The following is a 16,210-nucleotide window of genomic DNA, read 5'->3' as shown; positions in this document are numbered from 1 at the left end:
GTCGTAACGGGCCGTGCGGTCTGACGGCCACCGGCGGGCCCATCGTAGCCAGGAGGTCAGGGGCCACCACGAACGCATCGCGGCACCGGGTGCGTCCGGCGGCCCGGGGCCGCCGGCGCGCGCCTCCGGACGCTCCCGCAGGCCGTACGGGGTGTGCCCGGTGCCCTTGGGGGGACCGGCCCGATGCGCCATGTATGGACGCGGCATGGCCTCGGTGGAAAGCTCGAATCACCGCAAAGTGTCGACCTGGAGGCGAGACACATGAGCGAGAAGTCGAGTACACGCCCGGGAGCCGCCGGAAGGGCATCGACGGCCGGCCGGCCCACGGCCCTGCGCAATGTGGTGCTGGTCGGCCACAGCGGCTCCGGAAAAACCACTCTGGTCGAGGCCCTCGCCCTGGCATCCGGCGCGGTCAACCGGGCGGGCCGGGTCGAGGACGGCGGCTGTCTCTCCGACTACGACGAGATCGAGCACCGCCAGCAACGCTCCGTACAGCTCTCCCTGGTCCCGGTGGACTGGGGCGGAGTCAAGATCAATATCTTGGACACCCCCGGATACGCCGATTTCGTCGGGGAACTCAGGGCCGGTCTGCGCGCGGCGGACGCGGCCCTCTTCGTTGTCTCGGCGGCCGACGGTGTGGCCGGCGCGACCCGGATGGTCTGGGACGAGTGCGCGGCCGTCGGGATGCCGCGCGCGCTGGTCATCACGCACCTGGAGGCGTCCCGCGCCGACTTCGACGAGATGACCGCGCGCTGCCGGACCGCGCTCGGCGGCGAGGACCCGGACGCCGTCCTCCCCCTCTACCTCCCGCTGTACGGCACGCCGGGCGCCGACGGCCACGCCCCCGTACACGGCCTGATCGGCCTGCTCTCGCAGCGGGTGTTCGACTACTCCTCCGGCGAGCGCACCGAGCGGGCACCGACCGCGGACGAGCTGCCGCTGATCGAGGCGGCCCGCAACCGCCTCATCGAGGGCATCATCGCCGAGAGCGAGGACGAGTCCCTGATGGACCGCTACCTCGGCGGCGAGGAGATCGACGTCAAGACCCTCATCGGCGACCTGGAGACGGCGGTGGCCCGGGGAAGCTTCCATCCCGTGCTGGCCGCGGCCCCGGCCGCCGACGGCGCCAAGCAGGGGCTGGGCACGGTGGAGCTGCTGGAACTGATCACCGGTGGCTTCCCGACGCCCGTGGAGCGCGAGGCGCCGGCCGTGACCACTCCGGACGGCGCCCCGCGCCCGGCGCTGAGCTGCGACCCGGACGGTCCGCTGGCGGCCGAGGTGGTCAAGACCTCCTCCGACCCGTACGTCGGCCGGATCTCGCTGGTCCGCCTCTTCTCGGGCACCCTGTGCCCGGACGAGACGGTGCATGTCTCCGGCCACGGGCTGCAGGACCGGGGCCATGAGGACCATGACGTCGACGAGCGGGTCGGCGCGCTGTCCACCCCGTTCGGCAAGCAGCAGCGCCAGCTGTCCAAGGCGGTCGCCGGGGATCTGGCCTGTGTGGCGAAGCTGTCGCGCGCGGAGACCGGCGACACCCTCTCCGGCAAGGACGACCCGCTGCTGATGGAGCCCTGGACGATGCCCGACCCGCTGCTGCCGGTCGCCATCGAGGCCCACAGCAAGGCCGACGAGGACAAGCTCTCGCAGGGCCTGGCCCGCCTGGTCGCCGAGGACCCGACGATGCGCCTGGAACACAACCAGGACACCCATCAGGTGGTCCTGTGGTGCCTGGGCGAGGCGCATGTCGACGTGGCCCTGGAGCGGCTGCGGACCCGCTACGGCGTCCAGGTGGACACGGTCACGCACAAGGTCCCGCTGCGGGAGACCTTCGGCGCCCCCGCCGCGGGCCGCGGGCGCCATGTCAAACAGTCCGGCGGGCACGGCCAGTTCGCGATCTGCGAGATCGAGGTCGAGCCGCTGCCCGGCGGCTCCGGCATCGAGTTCGTGGACAAGGTCGTGGGCGGCGCGGTGCCCCGGCAGTTCATCCCGTCCGTGGAGAAGGGCGTACGCGCCCAGGCCGCACGCGGGGTCGCCGCCGGGCATCCGCTCGTCGACATCCGCGTCACGCTGCTCGACGGCAAGGCGCACTCCGTCGACTCCTCCGACGCCGCGTTCCAGACGGCGGGCGCGCTCGCACTGCGCGAGGCCGCCGGCGAGGTCCGGATCGATCTGCTCGAACCGGTGTCCGAGGTGAGCGTGATGGTTCCGGACGATTTCGTCGGCCAGGTGATGAGCGATCTGTCGGGGCGCCGCGGCCGGGTCGTGGGCACCGAACAGTCAGGCGCGGGACGCACCGTGGTGCGCGCCGAGGTGCCCGAGATCGAGATCGACCGGTACGCCGTCGATCTGCGGTCCCTCTCGCACGGCACCGGGCGGTTCTCCCGCGTCCACCTGCGGCATGAGCCGATGCCGCCGCAGCTCGCCGACAAGTGGCGGGAAGAGGCGGAGAACGGCGCATAGTTGACGGCCGATCAACCATTGGGGCGGCCGCTGTCCTGCTCAACTCCTGCGGGCGGGACGGCGGCTGTACGCTGAGCACCGGCCGTGGAACCACGCGTTCGGCGGCCGGACGCGAGGTCACGGGCTCGAAGACAGGCCCTCAGCAGGTGTGCCGTCAGCGGAAGTCGGGAAGAGCCGCATCATCGGATGCGTGCGGTGTGGGGGGCGGTAGTGGCAGACGGCTTTGACTTCAGTCCCGGGGCTCAGGTCCCGCTGTCGGGGAGTGCCGGGCAGACGGCGGCGACCCAGGCGCTGGCCTCGGCGGCCTATCGGGACTGCCAGCTCGCCAAGATCTCCGACGCCGACTCGGACTCCGGCAAGTCCACCATCAAGAAGCCCAAGCTGTCCCTGTTCGCGCCCAATCTCGGCGAGGCCTTCGCCCGCGCGGTGCAGGTGCGGATGCTCGGCGGCGGGCGCGCCGCGCTGATCCAGTCCTTCGGCACCGAGCCGCAGACCGTCGTCGAGCACTGTCTGTCCGCCACCCGCATCCGCAAGCAGCGGGACGCCAAGCTGACGCTGCTGATGGTGCTGTTCGGGGTGCTGTTCCTGCCCGGTGTGCTGCTGTGGCTGGGCGTCTTCCAGCTGCGGAAGATGCTCTCCAAGGACGGCTCGGGCAAGGGCCTCTCGCTGATCGGCGGGGTGCTGCTGACGGTGCTGGGCCTGCTCACCGTGTTCTTCATGATCAAGCTGCCGCTCAACGGCTTCTGGCCGCTGTACGCCCGCGGCATGGTCGTCGCCCCGGTGATCGGCTGGTGGCTGGCCAAGCAGATCTGCGAGAAGACCGCGGTGGCCATGCGGGAGGCGTGGAAGGGGCTGCTGGAGGGCGGCGGCGTGGCCGCGAAGATCCCCGAGGCGGTCCCCCAGGACCCGAACCAGATCGCCGCCGAGACCCTCCGCCAGAATCTCGCCAAAATCTCCGCCGAGCAGAGCAGCAACGTCGTCTTCTACGCCGGCCCCAAGGGGATACTCGGCATGGGCACGCGCTGGGGCAGCTGGCAGCTCGCCGAGGAGCTCGTCCCGGCGCAGGGCGGCAGCGAGATCCACCCGTTCCGCAGCTGGGACGTGATCCGGGCGATCCACGACAAGCTGCGGCTGCTGGAGCGCAGCCCGCTGCACACCGGCGGCTTCCCCACCCCGTCCGTACGCCACTGGATCGTCTCGCCGGTCGGCGAGAAGGCCGCCGCCGTCAGCCGCCCCGAGGGCGCCCATGTGGAGGCGTACCAGATCCGTGGGCACGAGATAGAGCGGATCTGCAACGAGCAGCAGTTCGGCAGCGGCAACCGCCACTACCTCGGTGTCCAGTTCGTGCTGTGGGACGGCCAGTTGGTGATCACCCTCATGATCACCGTCACCGTGCTCCACGAGACCCTGCGCATCGAGGTCACCGGCCATGCCCTGGGCCCGGTCAACGGCCTCTTCACGTCGAAGCCGGAGCCCAAGACCAAGGACGTCGCCAAGGTCGTCAAGTTCTGGGAGACCAGGACCCAGCAGCTCCCGCTGATCGAGCCGCAGGAGGTGGTCCGGCTCGCCGCCCGCGCCCCGCTGACCTGGTTCCCGCCGGTCCTGGACTTCCTCGGCGGCAAGCTGACCCTGCCCGAGCCGTTCGGCCTGCGGCACGTCTGGGCCGACAAGCCCTGGCGCCACCGCTTCATGGCCGACGACGCGCTGCGCGCCGCCACCCCGGTGCTGCGCACGGTCCACTCCGCCGCGATGAGCGTCCTCAAGGAGAACGGTGTGGACACCGAGCGCTTCACCAACCGCTCGCTGGTCCTCAGCGGCATGATCCAGGGCGTGGAGCCGCAGAAGGCGGACGAGTACAACGCCTAGACCTCGCGGGCGCGCCGGCTAGCGGAAGATGCCGGTGTGCCCCAGGGAGTACCGTCCCGGCTGCGGGTAGACCGCCAGTCCGTGCGGGCCCTGGCCGACCGGGATCTTGGCCAGGGTCTTGCCGGTGCGGGTGTCCAGTGCGTAGACCTCGGAGTTGTAACGGCCGGACAGCCACAGCACCTTGCCGTCGGTGGACAGGCCGCCCATGTCGGGGCTGCCGCCGCCGCGGATGTGCCATCTGTCGACGAGCTTGCCGGTCCGGAAGTCGAGCAGGGAGATGGAGCCCTCACCGCGGTTGGAGATGTACATGTGCTTCGAGTCGCGGCTGACGTAGAGGCCGTGGGCGCCCTTGCCGGTCGGCATGAGCCGGGGCCGGTTGAAGGTGTCGCCGTTCAGGACCCAGATGCCGTCGGCCATCATGTCGGCGACGTACCAGGTCCTGCCGTCCGGGGAGATCTTCACGTCCTGCGGCATCGCGCCCTCGAACGGCAGCTTCTGCTGGCCGATCACCGTCATCTTCGCGGTGTCGACCTTGAGCAGCTCACCGGAGAACTCACAGGAGACGATGAAGTACCGGCCGTCCGGCGAGAAGTCGGCGTGGTTGACGCCGCCGCAGTTGACCGGGAGCGTCTTGCGGACCTCCATGGTGTGCGGATCGCGGAAGACCAGCTGCCGGTCCATGGAGGCCATCACGACCGCGTACTTGCCGTTGGGCGTGAAGTAGAGGTTGTACGGGTCATGGACCTTGACCGGTTCGCCGGCCTTGCCGGTCGCGGGGTCGATCGGGGTGAGGTCGTGCCCCCGGTTGTTGTTGACCCAGAGGGTCTTCAGGTCCCAGGACGGCACGACATGCTGCGGCTGGACGCCCACCGGGATGGTCTCGATGACCTTGTAGGTCTTCGGGTCGATGACGCTGACGGTGTCGGAGCCGGTGTTGGGGACGTAGATCCGCGAGGGGAAGTCCTTGACCTGCGGCGCCAGCCGGCCCGGCCGGTCCGCCGCGTAGAGGTCGTGGGCGTCCAGCAGCGGCGGCATCCCGGGCAGGCCCGGCTTGGCGGCCTGGACCGGTGCGCGCTCGACCGGCCGCGGGCCGTGCCCGGCCGGTCCGTTCTCGTCGCCGCTGCCACAGCCCGCGGCCACCAGCGCGCAGGCCACGGCGAGCAGCGCGGCCCGGTGGCGCGCGCGGGGGCTTGGACGGTCGTGGGTACGGTTCCGGTCAGCCATCAGGTCACTAGCTCCGTTGTCGTCACCGCGCGCAGCCCGCGCCGGCGGAGGCCGTCGAGGATCGGGGGCAGCGCGGCCACCGTGCCGGCGTGCCCGAGGTGGAGGCTCACGACCGAGCCCGGCCCGACGGAGTCCAGGACCGTGCGCTGGACGGCGGCGGCACCGGGGTCGTCCGCGTCGAGGGAGTCCACGTCGTAGGAGAGGACGTGCGGATAGCCGGCCTTGCGGGCCAGCTGGGTCACCAAGGGGGTGGCCCGCCGGGTCTGCGAGGGGCGGAACCAGCTGCCGATGGTGCCGGTGAGCTTGTGCAGCCGGGCGGCGCAGCCACGGATCTCGGCGTAGGCCGCGGCGGCCGGCAGGGCGCAGATGTTGCGGTGGTGCAGCGTGTGATTGCCCAGCTCGTGGCCGCCGTCGAGGATCCGGCGGGCCATCGCGGGCTGCTCGTCGAGCCAGTCGCCGACGGCGAGCACGGTGACCCTGGCGCCGGCCCGCTCGGCCTCGGCCAGCAGCGCGTTCGCCATCCTGGGGTCGCCCCGGCCGTGGAAGGTCAGCGCGACCGCCCGGCCGTCGCGCGGCCCGTGCTCGATCTGTACGGGCAGGCCGGGCACCCGGGTCGGCGGCCGGGCGGCGTGTACCGGGGCGGGCGGCGCATGGCCCGCCCCGGAGGCGCTCGGGCCGCCGGGAGGCCGGGAGGCGCCGGTGTCCACGTCCCGGTGCGGGTCACAGCCCGCCACCAGCGCACCGGCGGCCGCGGCCGAGGCGGCCGCACGCAGCACGGCGCGGCGCTCTAGGGAAGTCACCACCCCATTAGAGAGGCAACCAATCCGGTTTGATGCGATATGCCCGATTCATCCGGGTGCGTGTCGTCTCGGACACGCACCCGGAGCGGGCGGTCGCGGGTGCTTACGCGGGCCAGGCGCTCGCGAGCATCGCCCGGGTGTCGGCGAGGAGTTGGGGCAGCACCTTGGTGTGGCCGACCACCGGCATGAAGTTGGTGTCACCGCCCCAGCGCGGGACCACGTGCTGGTGGAGGTGGGCCGCGATACCGGCCCCGGCGACGGTCCCCTGGTTCATCCCGATGTTGAAGCCGTGCGCCCCGGAGGCGGTGCGCAGCGCGGTCATCGCCCGCTTGGTGAACTCCGCCAGCTCCGCCGTCTCCGGCCCGTCCAGCTCCGTGTAGTCGGCCACGTGCCGGAACGGGACCACCATGAGGTGCCCGCCGTTGTACGGGTACAGGTTCAGCACCGCGTAGACATGCTCACCGCGCGCGATCACGAGGCCGTCCTCGTCCGACTTCTCGGGGATCGTGCAGAACGGACAGCCGTCGTCGGCCCCCGGGCCGGTCGGCTTGTTCTCCCCCTGGATGTAGGCCATCCGGTGGGGCGTCCACAGGCGCTGGAAGGCGTCCTGCGTCCCGACTCCGATCTGCTGTTCCGGCTCGCTTGTCATACGGGCCAGCATATGGCTTCGCCCGTTGGCGCCGTGTCGTTGGGGCGCATACCCTGCCCCGCTCCGCGATGCTGTGCCGGTGGACAGGGACGTGCGGCTTCAGGAGTGGGAGAGGCGTGCGCAGCCGTACCTCTTCATCGCCTCGATCGTCTTCCTCGCCGCCTACACGGTCCGGGTCCTGTCCCCCGGCCTCTCCCCCGGCTGGTACGCCTTCTGGGAGAGCCTCACGTTCGTGAGCTGGGCCGCCTTCGTGGCGGAGTACCTGGCCCGGCTGGCCTTCAGCCGGGACCGGTGGCACTTCGTGCGCACCCGCTGGCTGGACCTGATCGTGACCGTGCTGCCGCTGCTGCGACCGCTGCGCATGATCGATCTGCATGAGCGGATGCAGCTGCGCCGGGAGGCCCCCGGGCTCGTCCTGGAGGCGCGGGTGATGCTGTACACGGGGCTCGCCGCGCTGCTGCTGGGGTACGCCGCCAGCCTGGCTGTCTACCACGACGAACGGTCCGCCCCGGGCGCCAATATCCGCACCTTCGGCAACGCGGTGTGGTGGGCCGCATCCACGCTGACGACCACCGGGTACGGCGACGCCACCCCCGTCACCGCGCGCGGCCGGGTGATCGCGGTGGGGCTGATGTTCGTCGGGGTGGCCCTGGTGGGAGCGGTGGTGGGCTCCTTCTCCTCGTACCTGATGCGCCGCTTCCGGCTGGAGGGCGAGCGCTGACGAGGCCCCGGAGAGCACGTCGCTCTCCGGGGCCTCATCTCACGTCAGCGCCCTCACACCTGGAGGCGGCGCTCCACGACATCGAGGATCTCGGCGATCGCCTCGTCGCACGGGATGCCGTTCTTCTGCGAGCCGTCGCGGTAGCGGAAGGACACCGCGCCGTGGGCGACGTCCTCGTCACCGGCGATGATCATGAACGGCACCTTGCTCTTCTGGGCGTTCCTGATCTTCTTCTGCATCCGGTCCGAGGAGGAGTCCACCTCGATCCGCAGCCCCTTGGCCTTGGCCTGCGCGGCGAACTCCTGGAGGTAGGGGACGTGCGCGTCGCCGATCGGGATACCGGTCGCCTGGACCGGTGCCAGCCATGCGGGGAACGCGCCCGCGTAGTGCTCCAGCAGCACCGCGAAGAACCGCTCGATGGAGCCGAACAGCGCGCGGTGGATCATGACGGGGCGCTGCTTGGAGCCGTCGGCGGAGGTGTATTCGAGGTCGAAGCGCTCCGGCAGGTTGAAGTCCAGCTGGATGGTCGACATCTGCCAGGTACGGCCGATGGCGTCCTTGGTCTGCACGGAGATCTTCGGCCCGTAGAACGCGGCACCGCCCGGGTCCGGGACCAGCGGCAGGCCCTGCTTCTCGGCCACCTTGCGCAGTACTTCGGTGGCCTCCTCCCAGGTCTCGTCCGAGCCGACGAACTTCTCCGGGTCCTTGGTCGACAGCTCCAGGTAGAAGTCGGTCAGCCCGTAGTCGCGCAGCAGGTCGAGCACGAAGGTGAGGGTGGCGTCCAGCTCGTCCGCCATCTGCTCCCTGGTGCAGTAGATGTGCGCGTCGTCCTGGGTGAAGCCGCGGGCCCGGGTCAGGCCGTGCACCACACCGGACTTCTCGTAGCGGTACACGGTCCCGAACTCGAAGAGGCGCAGCGGCAGTTCACGGTACGAGCGGCCGCGCGAATCGAAGATCAGGTTGTGCATCGGGCAGTTCATGGGCTTGAGGTAGTAGTCAATGCCCTCGTCGAGCTGCATGGGCGGGTACATGCCGTCGGCGTACCAGTCCAGGTGGCCCGACTTCTCGAACAGCTTCCCCTTGGTGGCGTGCGGAGTGTAGACGAACTCGTAGCCCGACTCCTCGTGGCGCCGGCGGGAGTAGTCCTCCATGACCCGGCGGATGATGCCGCCCCTGGGGTGGAAGACCGCCAGCCCCGAGCCGATGTCCTCGGGCACGGAGAACAGATCCAGCTCCGCACCCAGCTTGCGGTGGTCGCGCTTCTCGGCCTCGGCGAGGAACTCCAGATGCGCCTTCAGCTCGTCCTTGGTCGGCCAGGCGGTGCCGTAGATCCGCTGGAGCTGCTTGTTCTTCTCGCTGCCGCGCCAGTACGCGGCGGCCGAGCGCATCAGCTTGAACGCCGGGATGGCGCGGGTGCTGGGCAGGTGCGGACCGCGGCACAGGTCCTTCCAGCACAGGTCGCCGGTCTTGGCGTCCAGGTTGTCGTAGATGGTCAGCTCGCCGGCGCCGACCTCGGCGGAGGCACCCTCGGCGGCGTCCGCGGCGGAGCCCTTGAGCCCGATCAGTTCGAGCTTGTACGGCTCGTCGGCCAGCTCCTCGCGGGCGGCGTCATCGCTGACCGCACGGCGCGCGAACTTCTGGCCGCGCTTCTGGATCTCCTGCATCTTCTTCTCGATGCGCTTGAGATCGTCCGGGTGGAACGGGGTCTCGACGTCGAAGTCGTAGTAGAAGCCGTCCTTGATGGGCGGACCGATGCCGAGCTTCGCCTCCGGGAACAGCTCCTGCACGGCCTGCGCCATCACATGCGCGGTGGAGTGCCGCAGGATGTTCAGACCGTCCTCGGAGGTGATCTCGACGGGCTCGACCGCGTCACCGTCGGCGACCTCGTACGCCAGATCCTTCAGCTCCCCGGCCACCCGCGCGGCGACCACGCTGCGCTCGCCCTGGAAGAGGTCGGCGGCCGTAGTGCCCGTGGTCACCACGCGTTCTTCCCGCTCGGAATCGCGTTGGATGGTCACACGGACGTCTGACACCGGTCTCTCCTGACTCATGTCTCTTCACGGCAGCGATTGCTCCGCAGCCGAATCGTACCGAGCCCGCGGACCCGACCGCGAAACGGTTTCACCACCCCCGGCTCACCGCCGCTACTCGTCCGCGCCGCACGCCTCCTCGAAGAAGTCGAGATTCTCCTGGAGCGACTTCAGCAGCCGGTCCCGCTCGGCCTCGTCGACCTGTACGGGCGTGACATCCCGGCCGCCGCTGATCCGGCGGAACCCGCCGCGACTCTCCAGCCGCCCGCTCACCCGCACCGGCAGTCCCACCAGGTGGGCATGCGCGGCGATCCGGTAGTCCTCCTCCCCCAGCGCGACCCGTACGAGGAGCACATCGGCCCCGGTGATCACCCGCAGCCGCACCGTACCGGGCCCGCCCGGCCGCTCCCTGCGCAGCCGTACCACCGCACCGGTCACCCGGACCGGCAGCGACGGCTCGTCCCGGACGTAGCGCTGCGCGGCCTGCTGGAGCGCGGGCAGATCACCCGGTGAGAACTCCACCGGCTCGGGGCGGGCCGGGCAGCCCGCCGGGGCGCCGGCCGCCGGCGACCACTCGACCGCGATCCGCACCCCCTCCGCGTCCCGCACCAGCGCGATCAGCGCCTGGGCCAGCTCATGGCAGACCCCCAGCTCGACGGCGGCGTCGAAGGCCTCCATACCGCCGGTGGCCCGCTGGTAGTCGGTGGCGTCGCGGGCCGCGTGCAGCGCCCGCTGCAGTCCGGCGACCGTCCGGCGGCCGCCGCGCACCGGCACGAACGCGGTCAGCCGCCGCCCGGCCGCCGCCGGACCGACCAGCACCTGGCTCAGGAACCCTTCGGCCTGCCGTTTGTGCCGGGCGCCGTAGTAGCCGGCCCGGCCGTACGTCCCCAGCGCCCCGGCCAGCAGCATCGAACGGGCCGCACCGCGCAGCTGCTCCTGCGCCACCCAGTGCGCGGCCCCCGAGCCGCCGTCGGGGACCGCCCGCTCCCAGCGCACCTCGTCGCTCGGCACCGCCAGCCCCGTCAGCACCTCGCGCGCGGAGGGCACCGCGCTCCGCACCAGCGCCGCCAGCGCCTCCGCGAGCAGCTCCCCGCTGTCCGGGAAGCGGCGGTCGTGCGGAATCAGCAGGCTGGCCCCGCCGCCCCCGCCGGGCGGCGTCCACCGGGCGTAGTGGCCCGCGGCCCCGCCCCTGCGCCGCCAGCCGTGCCGGGCCAGCAGCGCGCTGAGCACCGCCGGGTCGATCCGCGCGGAATCCAGCGGCCGCGCGTCATGGTCGTCGGTCGGCCGGTACATCAGGGTCTCCCTCCCGCCCCGACCCGCGTCATGATCTCGCAGAGCGCTCGGTCGTCGAAGATCCGCGCGGTGGGGACCCGCACGGTGGTCCTGCGCCGGCCGGTCACCGGATGGCCGGCCAGATTGGTCCAGTAGCAGCAGTGCCGCAGTTCGAGACGGTCGTGGCAGGCCCGCAGCCAGTCCTCCGGGGTCCGCGGGACCAGCATCACGACCAGGATCTTGTGCACCGTCACGGGCGTACGGGCCAGCTTCACCAGGTGGTCGTTGTCGAGCGTGAAGGCGAACGTCGGCCCCGGCGGGCGCGGGGCGGTCTGGTAGGTGCACTTGAGCTGCACCTTGATGGTCACCTCGTCGTCGACGGTGTGGCCGGGCGCGCCATGGCTGACGTGCCAGTCGATTCCGTTGTCCGGGAAGGGCTGCGCCAGCGAGCATCCGGCAGCGGCGGCGACCGCGTGGAGATAGCCCACCTGGAGGGTCTCCATGCAGGCGGTGGTGGCGAGACCGCCGCGTTGCGGGGTGATCCGCCGGGGCAACAGCCCGCCCGGTTCGGGCTGCGCGAGCGTCATCGCGGAGTGGCCTTCCGGGATGTACCGAACGATGCGGGTGGATGACGGGCGGAGGCGGAGCGCGTCGGCCCGTCACTCTGGTTGTCTCCGCGTCAAGTGGTCCGCAAACAAGGGCGGTTCGAGCACCGCACGGCTCGGGTATCACCAGCTCGGGTGGCGCTTCCCGTCATCCCCCGTACGAGCGCGAGGAGTTGGGATGATGCCGTGCTGGTATGACGGACCGCTTGCCGCCTTCGACACCGAGACCACCGGGATCGACGTGGAGCGCGACCGCATCGTCTCCGCGGCCCTGGTGGTCCAGGAGACACCGCGCTCCGCACCCCGGATCACCCGCTGGCTGATCAACCCGGGCGTCGAGATACCCGACGCCGCGACGGCGGTGCACGGTCTGACGGCCGGCCACCTCGCCCTGCACGGGCGCTGGCCGGCGCCGGTCCTGGAGGAGGTGGCGCGCGCCCTGGCCGCCCAGTCGATGGCGGGCCGGCCGCTGGTCGTGATGAACGCCCCGTTCGATCTCACCCTGCTGGAGCGTGAGTTGAAGCGGCACCGCGCCAGCTCACTGAGCGCCTATCTGGGCGGCCACCCGCTGCGCATCCTGGACCCCCATGTCCTCGACAAGCACCTGGACCGCTACCGCAAGGGCCGCCGTACGCTCACCGATCTGTGCGCGCACTACGAGGTCGAGCTGACCGACGCCCATGAGGCGGCCGCCGACGCGCTCGCCGCGCTCCGCGTCGTCCGGGCCCTGGGGCACCGCTACGCCGAGCGCCTGGAAGGGCTGCATCCGGCGGAGCTGCACACCCGCCAGGCCGTCTGGTACGCGGCCCAGGCCCGCGGGCTTCAGGCGTGGTTCGCCCGCAGCGGCAACCCCGAGATCGTCGATCCGCACTGGCCGCTGCGCCCCGAACTCCCCGCGGCGGCCTGAACCCCCCTCAGCAATTCCGTACGGCGGCAAAGACCGCGGCCGGAATTCCCGCGCGGCGCTCTTCCAACAAAAAGAACCGGGCCGCTTTTTGGCGGCCCGGTTCTTGATCCCGGTGGGCGATACTGGGTTCGAACCAGTGACCTCTTCGGTGTGAACGAAGCGCTCTCCCACTGAGCTAATCGCCCGGGTGTCGGCGGGGTTTCCCTCGCGAACGAGCAGAACAATACAGGCCGCGCGGGGCTTCCATCAAATTCCTGTGCCACGGCGGTCCCGGGCCGCCGCGCCCCGGCCGCCGGCGCACCTCATCCACGGGCCAGCCAGGCGGCCAGCCCCCGCCGCCCGGCCCGCATCATCAGCGCGTGATTCGCCAGGAACAGCGGCCGCCCCAGCAGCGCGAACCGCCGCAACACCGGCTTGCAGACCTCGACCTCCTGCTCGTAGACGACCCGGGTGCCGCCGGCGCCGGGCCGCACCGTCCAGCGCGCCCAGCCCGCCAGATCCCCGCGCAGCGTCGTCTCCAGCACCCCCGCCCCCGGGTCCCGCACCCGCTCGCTCGCCACCACCGTGAGGTCGTACGGCAGCAGGGAACGGAACCGGGCGGTGCCGCTGCGCCCGTCGAGCGGGGTCACCTCGCGGACCTGCGGCCACCACCGCGGATACGCCTCGGCGCGTTCGAGGACGGCGTAGACCACGGTCGGCGAGGCGTTCAGCAGCCAGACGCTGCGGAAGCAGTAGTGGTGCAGTCGGCGGGACCAGGCGGGCATGATCCCAGTGTGCGCCCCGGGGCGGCGCGGGGGCCCAACAACGACGAGGGCCCGGAGACTTGATGTCTCCGGACCCTCGTGCCGGGTGGGCGATACTGGGTTCGAACCAGTGACCTCTTCGGTGTGAACGAAGCGCTCTCCCACTGAGCTAATCGCCCGGGCGCACCGCCAACATTACCGCACGTCGACGGGCACTTCTGACCACTCCACGGTCACTCGGAGACCTTCCACGGCATCACGACGCCGAACTTCCAGAGGTAGACCGCGAGCGCCGCCGCGATGATCACCACGCCGATGGAGGTCAGGATGATGTTGCGGCGCCGCACCTTGGGGTCGAGCGCCTTCTGGGCCGCCTCGGTGACCTTGCGCTTGGTCCAGCGCAGCACCAGCTGTGCCCAGACGAACTCCGTCGCCCAGATCGCCATACCGGCGAAGATCACCAGCCAGCCCGGTCCCGGCAGCGGCAGCATGATCACGCCGGCCACCACGACCGCGAGACCGACGACGAAGACCCCGACCTGCCAGCTCACATGGAGCGGCCGGGAGCGCTTGATGAAGTGCGGCGCCCGTGAACCGAGCGGCTTCTCGGCCGGAGCGGTGTCTCCCTCCACCGTCCCCAGCCCCCCGTTACTCTGCGTATTCATACCCCCAAACTTACCGGACGCGACCGCTTGCCGGAATTACCGCCGGGGACGATCTCGCAATCCGCCGGAAGAGGTACCTGAAGCCACACAAAACCGTCAGAGGGGTTTACAACGGCACCGTAGGTGGCATGTCGATTTCGCCGACGTGCGAATCCCCGAGCGCACACTGAGCGAAAGGCCCTGGCGCTTATGAACACCACGGTCAGCTGCGAGCTGCACCTGCGCCTCGTTGTGTCGAGCGAGTCCTCACTGCCTGTACCCGCGGGCCTGCGGTATGACACGGCCGATCCTTATGCCGTGCATGCCACCTTCCATACCGGAGCCGAGGAGACCGTCGAGTGGGTTTTCGCCCGCGACCTCCTCGCCGAGGGCCTGCACCGGCCCACGGGCACCGGAGACGTCCGCGTATGGCCGTCCCGGAGCCACGGACAGGGTGTTGTCTGCATCGCCCTGAGCTCCCCGGAAGGCGAAGCCCTGCTCGAGGCGCCCGCGCGGGCTCTCGAGTCGTTCCTCAAAAGGACCGATGCCGCCGTACCGCCCGGTACGGAGCACCGGCATTTCGATCTCGACACCGAGCTCTCCCACATCCTTGCGGAGAGCTGAGACGCAGACCGCTTACCGAAAGCACTCACCCGCTCACACTTGCGCCCGTCCGACTCGGGGAGACGGCGCAGGACCGACAAGTTCACACGGCACACTTCGGCGTCGTCGCCGCGGACCCACCGCGGAGTCGGCGCTGAAGCTTGTTCCAGGCGCTAGAGTCGGCGACCATTCGGCAACCCCCGGGGGCGGTACCCGTCCGTCCCCACGCTGCCAGGGAGCGGAACCGTGATCATCACCCATGACACCCGGTGCGCGCTGGACGCGGTGGTCGATCTGCTGAACACCGCCCCGGAGGGCGAGGCGCCCGGCGCGCCGGACAGCCTGACCGACCTGGCGGCCCTGGAGGACTTCGTCCTGCGCAACGCCGTCAGCGGCGTGGGCGCGCTCGGTGCGGGCGATCTGGCCGCCGTACGGTCCGTCCGCGCGCGGTTCGCGCGGGTTTTCGCGGCCGGGGACGACCGCACCGCGGCCGAACAGGTCAATGCGCTGGTCGCCTCCGCGGGCACCACTCCGCAGCTGACCGACCACGACGGGTACGACTGGCACGTCCACTACTTCGCGCCGGGCGCGTCGGTCGCCGACCATCTGGCCGCGGACGGCGGGATGGCGCTGGCCTTCCTCGTCGTCGCCGGGGAGCGCGAGCGGCTGCGGCACTGCGAGGCGCCGGACTGCCGGCACGCCTTCGTCGACCTCTCCCGCAACCGCTCCCGGCGCTACTGCGACAGCCGTACCTGCGGAAACCGGCTGCATGTCGCGGCCTACCGGGCCCGGCGACGGGAGGCCGCGGGCTGAGCGGCCGGGCGGCGGACGGCCTCACAGGATGAAGAGGTCGTGCACGGCACCGAGCAGGAGCAGACAGCCGATGACGGCGAGGAAGAGCATCAGCGGCGGCTGGGACAGCGCGAACAGGCAGCCGCGTGGTTCGGGGGACGGGGCGTCGTCTTGGGCGAGGGCGCACTCATCGTTCATCTCGCGCGCATCATGACGCAGATGATCGTCCGAGTGCGCCCGATAGGCGCCTCAGCAGCGGTAGTTCATCAGATCCCGTGCTTTTTCAGGATCGCTTCGATGTCCGAGAAGTCATCCTTGGGGGCACCGCCCTTGTCGGCCGCGGCCTTCCCCTTGGCGGCCGGCTGCGCCGCGGGCCGGCCGGCGCCGAGGGAGGGTGCGGAGGCCGCCGGGGCCACCGCGTCGGTCCGGCCGTCCTTCGCGGCGCGGCGCTCCTTGCGGCCGCCGATCCCGCCGCGGCGGCGCTCGACCGCCCTGGAGACCATGAACAGCACGACCGAGAGCGCGAGCACGCCGAAGCCGGCCCAGACCGTGGGCTTGAAGACGATGCCGGTGACCCAGTCGATGACGCCCGTCATCACCAGGCCGATGGGGATCAGGGAAAAGGCGGCGATGCGGGTCGCGGCCAGGAACCGCTTGCGGTAAGCCGTGATCGCGGCGATGCCCAGGCCCGCCGCCGACACCGCGGCACAGACGGTCGAGGTCAGCATCCGGTCCTCCTGCCGATGGATGGGTGAGCAGGCAGTCTGCTCCCTTCCATCCTGCCTTGTCCGGGCCCGCACGGGCCATGTTCCGGGGCGGGCTCAGGGACATCTCCGGGTCGGCCTCCTCCGCAGGTCCCGGTTCGGGCACCGGGCGGCAGCCTGGAAGACTGGC

The 16,210-nt window shown here is 71.0% G+C and carries 16 protein-coding genes and 2 tRNA genes; 6 read left to right on the top strand and 12 right to left on the bottom strand.

Annotated features, from left to right (window positions below):
• Positions 1–261: 261 nt before the first annotated feature.
• Together ACFW5B_RS05210 and ACFW5B_RS05205 are read left to right on the top strand one after the other, a co-directional pair.
• Positions 262–2,460, top strand: coding sequence for an elongation factor G-like protein EF-G2 (locus tag ACFW5B_RS05210; protein WP_386433486.1), 2,199 nt, complete (start codon positions 262–264; stop codon positions 2,458–2,460).
• A 186-nt stretch (positions 2,461–2,646) separates the two neighbouring features.
• Positions 2,647–4,326: a hypothetical protein gene (locus ACFW5B_RS05205; protein WP_386433483.1), complete on the top strand. Its 1,680-nt coding sequence runs from the start codon at positions 2,647–2,649 to the stop codon at positions 4,324–4,326.
• A gap of 18 nt (positions 4,327–4,344) precedes the next feature.
• Here ACFW5B_RS05205 and ACFW5B_RS05200 read toward each other — a convergent pair whose 3' ends face one another.
• The 3 genes from ACFW5B_RS05200 to ACFW5B_RS05190 form a co-directional block, all read right to left on the bottom strand.
• The gene (locus tag ACFW5B_RS05200) at positions 4,345–5,550 is read right to left on the bottom strand and encodes a YncE family protein (RefSeq protein ID WP_386433480.1); all 1,206 of its coding nucleotides are present in this window, start codon (positions 5,548–5,550) and stop codon (positions 4,345–4,347) included.
• Positions 5,550–6,326, bottom strand: a complete 777-nt coding sequence (locus ACFW5B_RS05195) for a polysaccharide deacetylase family protein (RefSeq protein WP_386433946.1) — start codon at positions 6,324–6,326, stop codon at positions 5,550–5,552. Before ACFW5B_RS05195 ends, ACFW5B_RS05200 begins: the two co-directional genes overlap by 1 nt.
• Positions 6,327–6,453: 127 nt before the next feature.
• Positions 6,454–7,011 carry an HIT family protein gene (locus tag ACFW5B_RS05190; protein ID WP_386433477.1) on the bottom strand — a complete coding sequence of 186 codons (558 nt, stop codon included), beginning with the start codon at positions 7,009–7,011 and terminating at the stop codon, positions 6,454–6,456.
• A gap of 61 nt (positions 7,012–7,072) precedes the next feature.
• Between ACFW5B_RS05190 and ACFW5B_RS05185 the strand changes: the two genes are divergently transcribed.
• Complete coding sequence (locus tag ACFW5B_RS05185) at positions 7,073–7,720, top strand: potassium channel family protein (RefSeq protein WP_386433475.1); 648 nt, start codon at positions 7,073–7,075, stop codon at positions 7,718–7,720.
• A 53-nt stretch (positions 7,721–7,773) separates the two neighbouring features.
• Here the strand turns inward: ACFW5B_RS05185 and thrS are convergent, their stop codons facing one another.
• The 3 genes from thrS to ACFW5B_RS05170 form a co-directional block, all read right to left on the bottom strand.
• Entirely contained in the window at positions 7,774–9,753 is a 1,980-nt protein-coding gene (gene thrS / locus ACFW5B_RS05180; RefSeq protein ID WP_386433472.1) for a threonine--tRNA ligase, read from the bottom strand.
• A gap of 111 nt (positions 9,754–9,864) precedes the next feature.
• Entirely contained in the window at positions 9,865–11,043 is a 1,179-nt protein-coding gene (locus tag ACFW5B_RS05175) for a hypothetical protein (RefSeq protein ID WP_386433468.1), read from the bottom strand.
• Positions 11,043–11,609, bottom strand: coding sequence for a DUF4365 domain-containing protein (locus tag ACFW5B_RS05170; RefSeq protein WP_386433465.1), 567 nt, complete (start codon positions 11,607–11,609; stop codon positions 11,043–11,045). Before ACFW5B_RS05170 ends, ACFW5B_RS05175 begins: the two co-directional genes overlap by 1 nt.
• Positions 11,610–11,808: 199 nt before the next feature.
• Between ACFW5B_RS05170 and ACFW5B_RS05165 the strand changes: the two genes are divergently transcribed.
• Positions 11,809–12,534, top strand: a complete 726-nt coding sequence (locus tag ACFW5B_RS05165) for an exonuclease domain-containing protein (protein ID WP_386433943.1) — start codon at positions 11,809–11,811, stop codon at positions 12,532–12,534.
• A 113-nt stretch (positions 12,535–12,647) separates the two neighbouring features.
• Here the strand turns inward: ACFW5B_RS05165 and ACFW5B_RS05160 are convergent.
• The 4 genes from ACFW5B_RS05160 to ACFW5B_RS05145 form a co-directional block, all read right to left on the bottom strand.
• Positions 12,648–12,719 (bottom strand) — tRNA-Val (locus ACFW5B_RS05160).
• Between the two features lie 117 nt (positions 12,720–12,836).
• Positions 12,837–13,298, bottom strand: coding sequence for an SRPBCC family protein (locus ACFW5B_RS05155; protein WP_386433462.1), 462 nt, complete (start codon positions 13,296–13,298; stop codon positions 12,837–12,839).
• 86 nt (positions 13,299–13,384) lie between these two features.
• A tRNA-Val gene (locus tag ACFW5B_RS05150) sits at positions 13,385–13,456 on the bottom strand.
• Between the two features lie 54 nt (positions 13,457–13,510).
• Complete coding sequence (locus ACFW5B_RS05145) at positions 13,511–13,942, bottom strand: TIGR02611 family protein (protein WP_386433459.1); 432 nt, start codon at positions 13,940–13,942, stop codon at positions 13,511–13,513.
• Positions 13,943–14,131: 189 nt separating this feature from the next.
• On the opposite strand from ACFW5B_RS05145, the gene ACFW5B_RS05140 reads away from it, so the two are divergent.
• Both ACFW5B_RS05140 and ACFW5B_RS05135 read left to right on the top strand, forming a co-directional pair.
• On the top strand, positions 14,132–14,545 hold the full coding sequence (locus ACFW5B_RS05140; RefSeq protein WP_003959770.1) for an SsgA family sporulation/cell division regulator: 414 nt from the start codon (positions 14,132–14,134) through the stop codon (positions 14,543–14,545).
• A 225-nt stretch (positions 14,546–14,770) separates the two neighbouring features.
• Positions 14,771–15,337 (top strand): CGNR zinc finger domain-containing protein, encoded by a 567-nt coding sequence (locus ACFW5B_RS05135; protein WP_386433456.1) that lies wholly within the window; start codon positions 14,771–14,773, stop codon positions 15,335–15,337.
• Between the two features lie 21 nt (positions 15,338–15,358).
• Here ACFW5B_RS05135 and ACFW5B_RS05130 read toward each other — a convergent pair whose 3' ends face one another.
• Both ACFW5B_RS05130 and ACFW5B_RS05125 read right to left on the bottom strand, forming a co-directional pair.
• On the bottom strand, positions 15,359–15,514 hold the full coding sequence (locus tag ACFW5B_RS05130; protein ID WP_199812568.1) for a hypothetical protein: 156 nt from the start codon (positions 15,512–15,514) through the stop codon (positions 15,359–15,361).
• A 68-nt stretch (positions 15,515–15,582) separates the two neighbouring features.
• On the bottom strand, positions 15,583–16,044 hold the full coding sequence (locus tag ACFW5B_RS05125; RefSeq protein ID WP_386433452.1) for a hypothetical protein: 462 nt from the start codon (positions 16,042–16,044) through the stop codon (positions 15,583–15,585).
• Positions 16,045–16,210: the final 166 nt, after the last annotated feature.

Source organism: Streptomyces sp. NPDC058773 (assembly GCF_042746015.1).
Classification (GTDB): Bacteria; Actinomycetota; Actinomycetes; order Streptomycetales; family Streptomycetaceae; genus Streptomyces.
This window is presented reverse-complemented; position numbering and strand designations above follow the sequence as displayed.

Bases quoted from the DNA above. Each gene is read 5' to 3' on its own strand.
- ACFW5B_RS05175 (WP_386433468.1), bottom strand. From the start codon at position 11,043: ATGTACCGGCCGACCGACGACCATGACGCGCGGCCGCTGGATTCCGCG.
- ACFW5B_RS05200 (WP_386433480.1), bottom strand. From the start codon at position 5,550: ATGGCTGACCGGAACCGTACCCACGACCGTCCAAGCCCCCGCGCGCGC.
- ACFW5B_RS05190 (WP_386433477.1), bottom strand. From the start codon at position 7,011: ATGCTGGCCCGTATGACAAGCGAGCCGGAACAGCAGATCGGAGTCGGG.
- ACFW5B_RS05205 (WP_386433483.1), top strand. From the start codon at position 2,647: ATGCGTGCGGTGTGGGGGGCGGTAGTGGCAGACGGCTTTGACTTCAGT.
- ACFW5B_RS05155 (WP_386433462.1), bottom strand. From the start codon at position 13,298: ATGCCCGCCTGGTCCCGCCGACTGCACCACTACTGCTTCCGCAGCGTC.
- ACFW5B_RS05170 (WP_386433465.1), bottom strand. From the start codon at position 11,609: ATGACGCTCGCGCAGCCCGAACCGGGCGGGCTGTTGCCCCGGCGGATC.
- ACFW5B_RS05140 (WP_003959770.1), top strand. From the start codon at position 14,132: ATGAACACCACGGTCAGCTGCGAGCTGCACCTGCGCCTCGTTGTGTCG.
- ACFW5B_RS05130 (WP_199812568.1), bottom strand. From the start codon at position 15,514: ATGAACGATGAGTGCGCCCTCGCCCAAGACGACGCCCCGTCCCCCGAA.
- ACFW5B_RS05210 (WP_386433486.1), top strand. From the start codon at position 262: ATGAGCGAGAAGTCGAGTACACGCCCGGGAGCCGCCGGAAGGGCATCG.
- ACFW5B_RS05145 (WP_386433459.1), bottom strand. From the start codon at position 13,942: ATGAATACGCAGAGTAACGGGGGGCTGGGGACGGTGGAGGGAGACACC.
- ACFW5B_RS05165 (WP_386433943.1), top strand. From the start codon at position 11,809: ATGCCGTGCTGGTATGACGGACCGCTTGCCGCCTTCGACACCGAGACC.
- ACFW5B_RS05125 (WP_386433452.1), bottom strand. From the start codon at position 16,044: ATGCTGACCTCGACCGTCTGTGCCGCGGTGTCGGCGGCGGGCCTGGGC.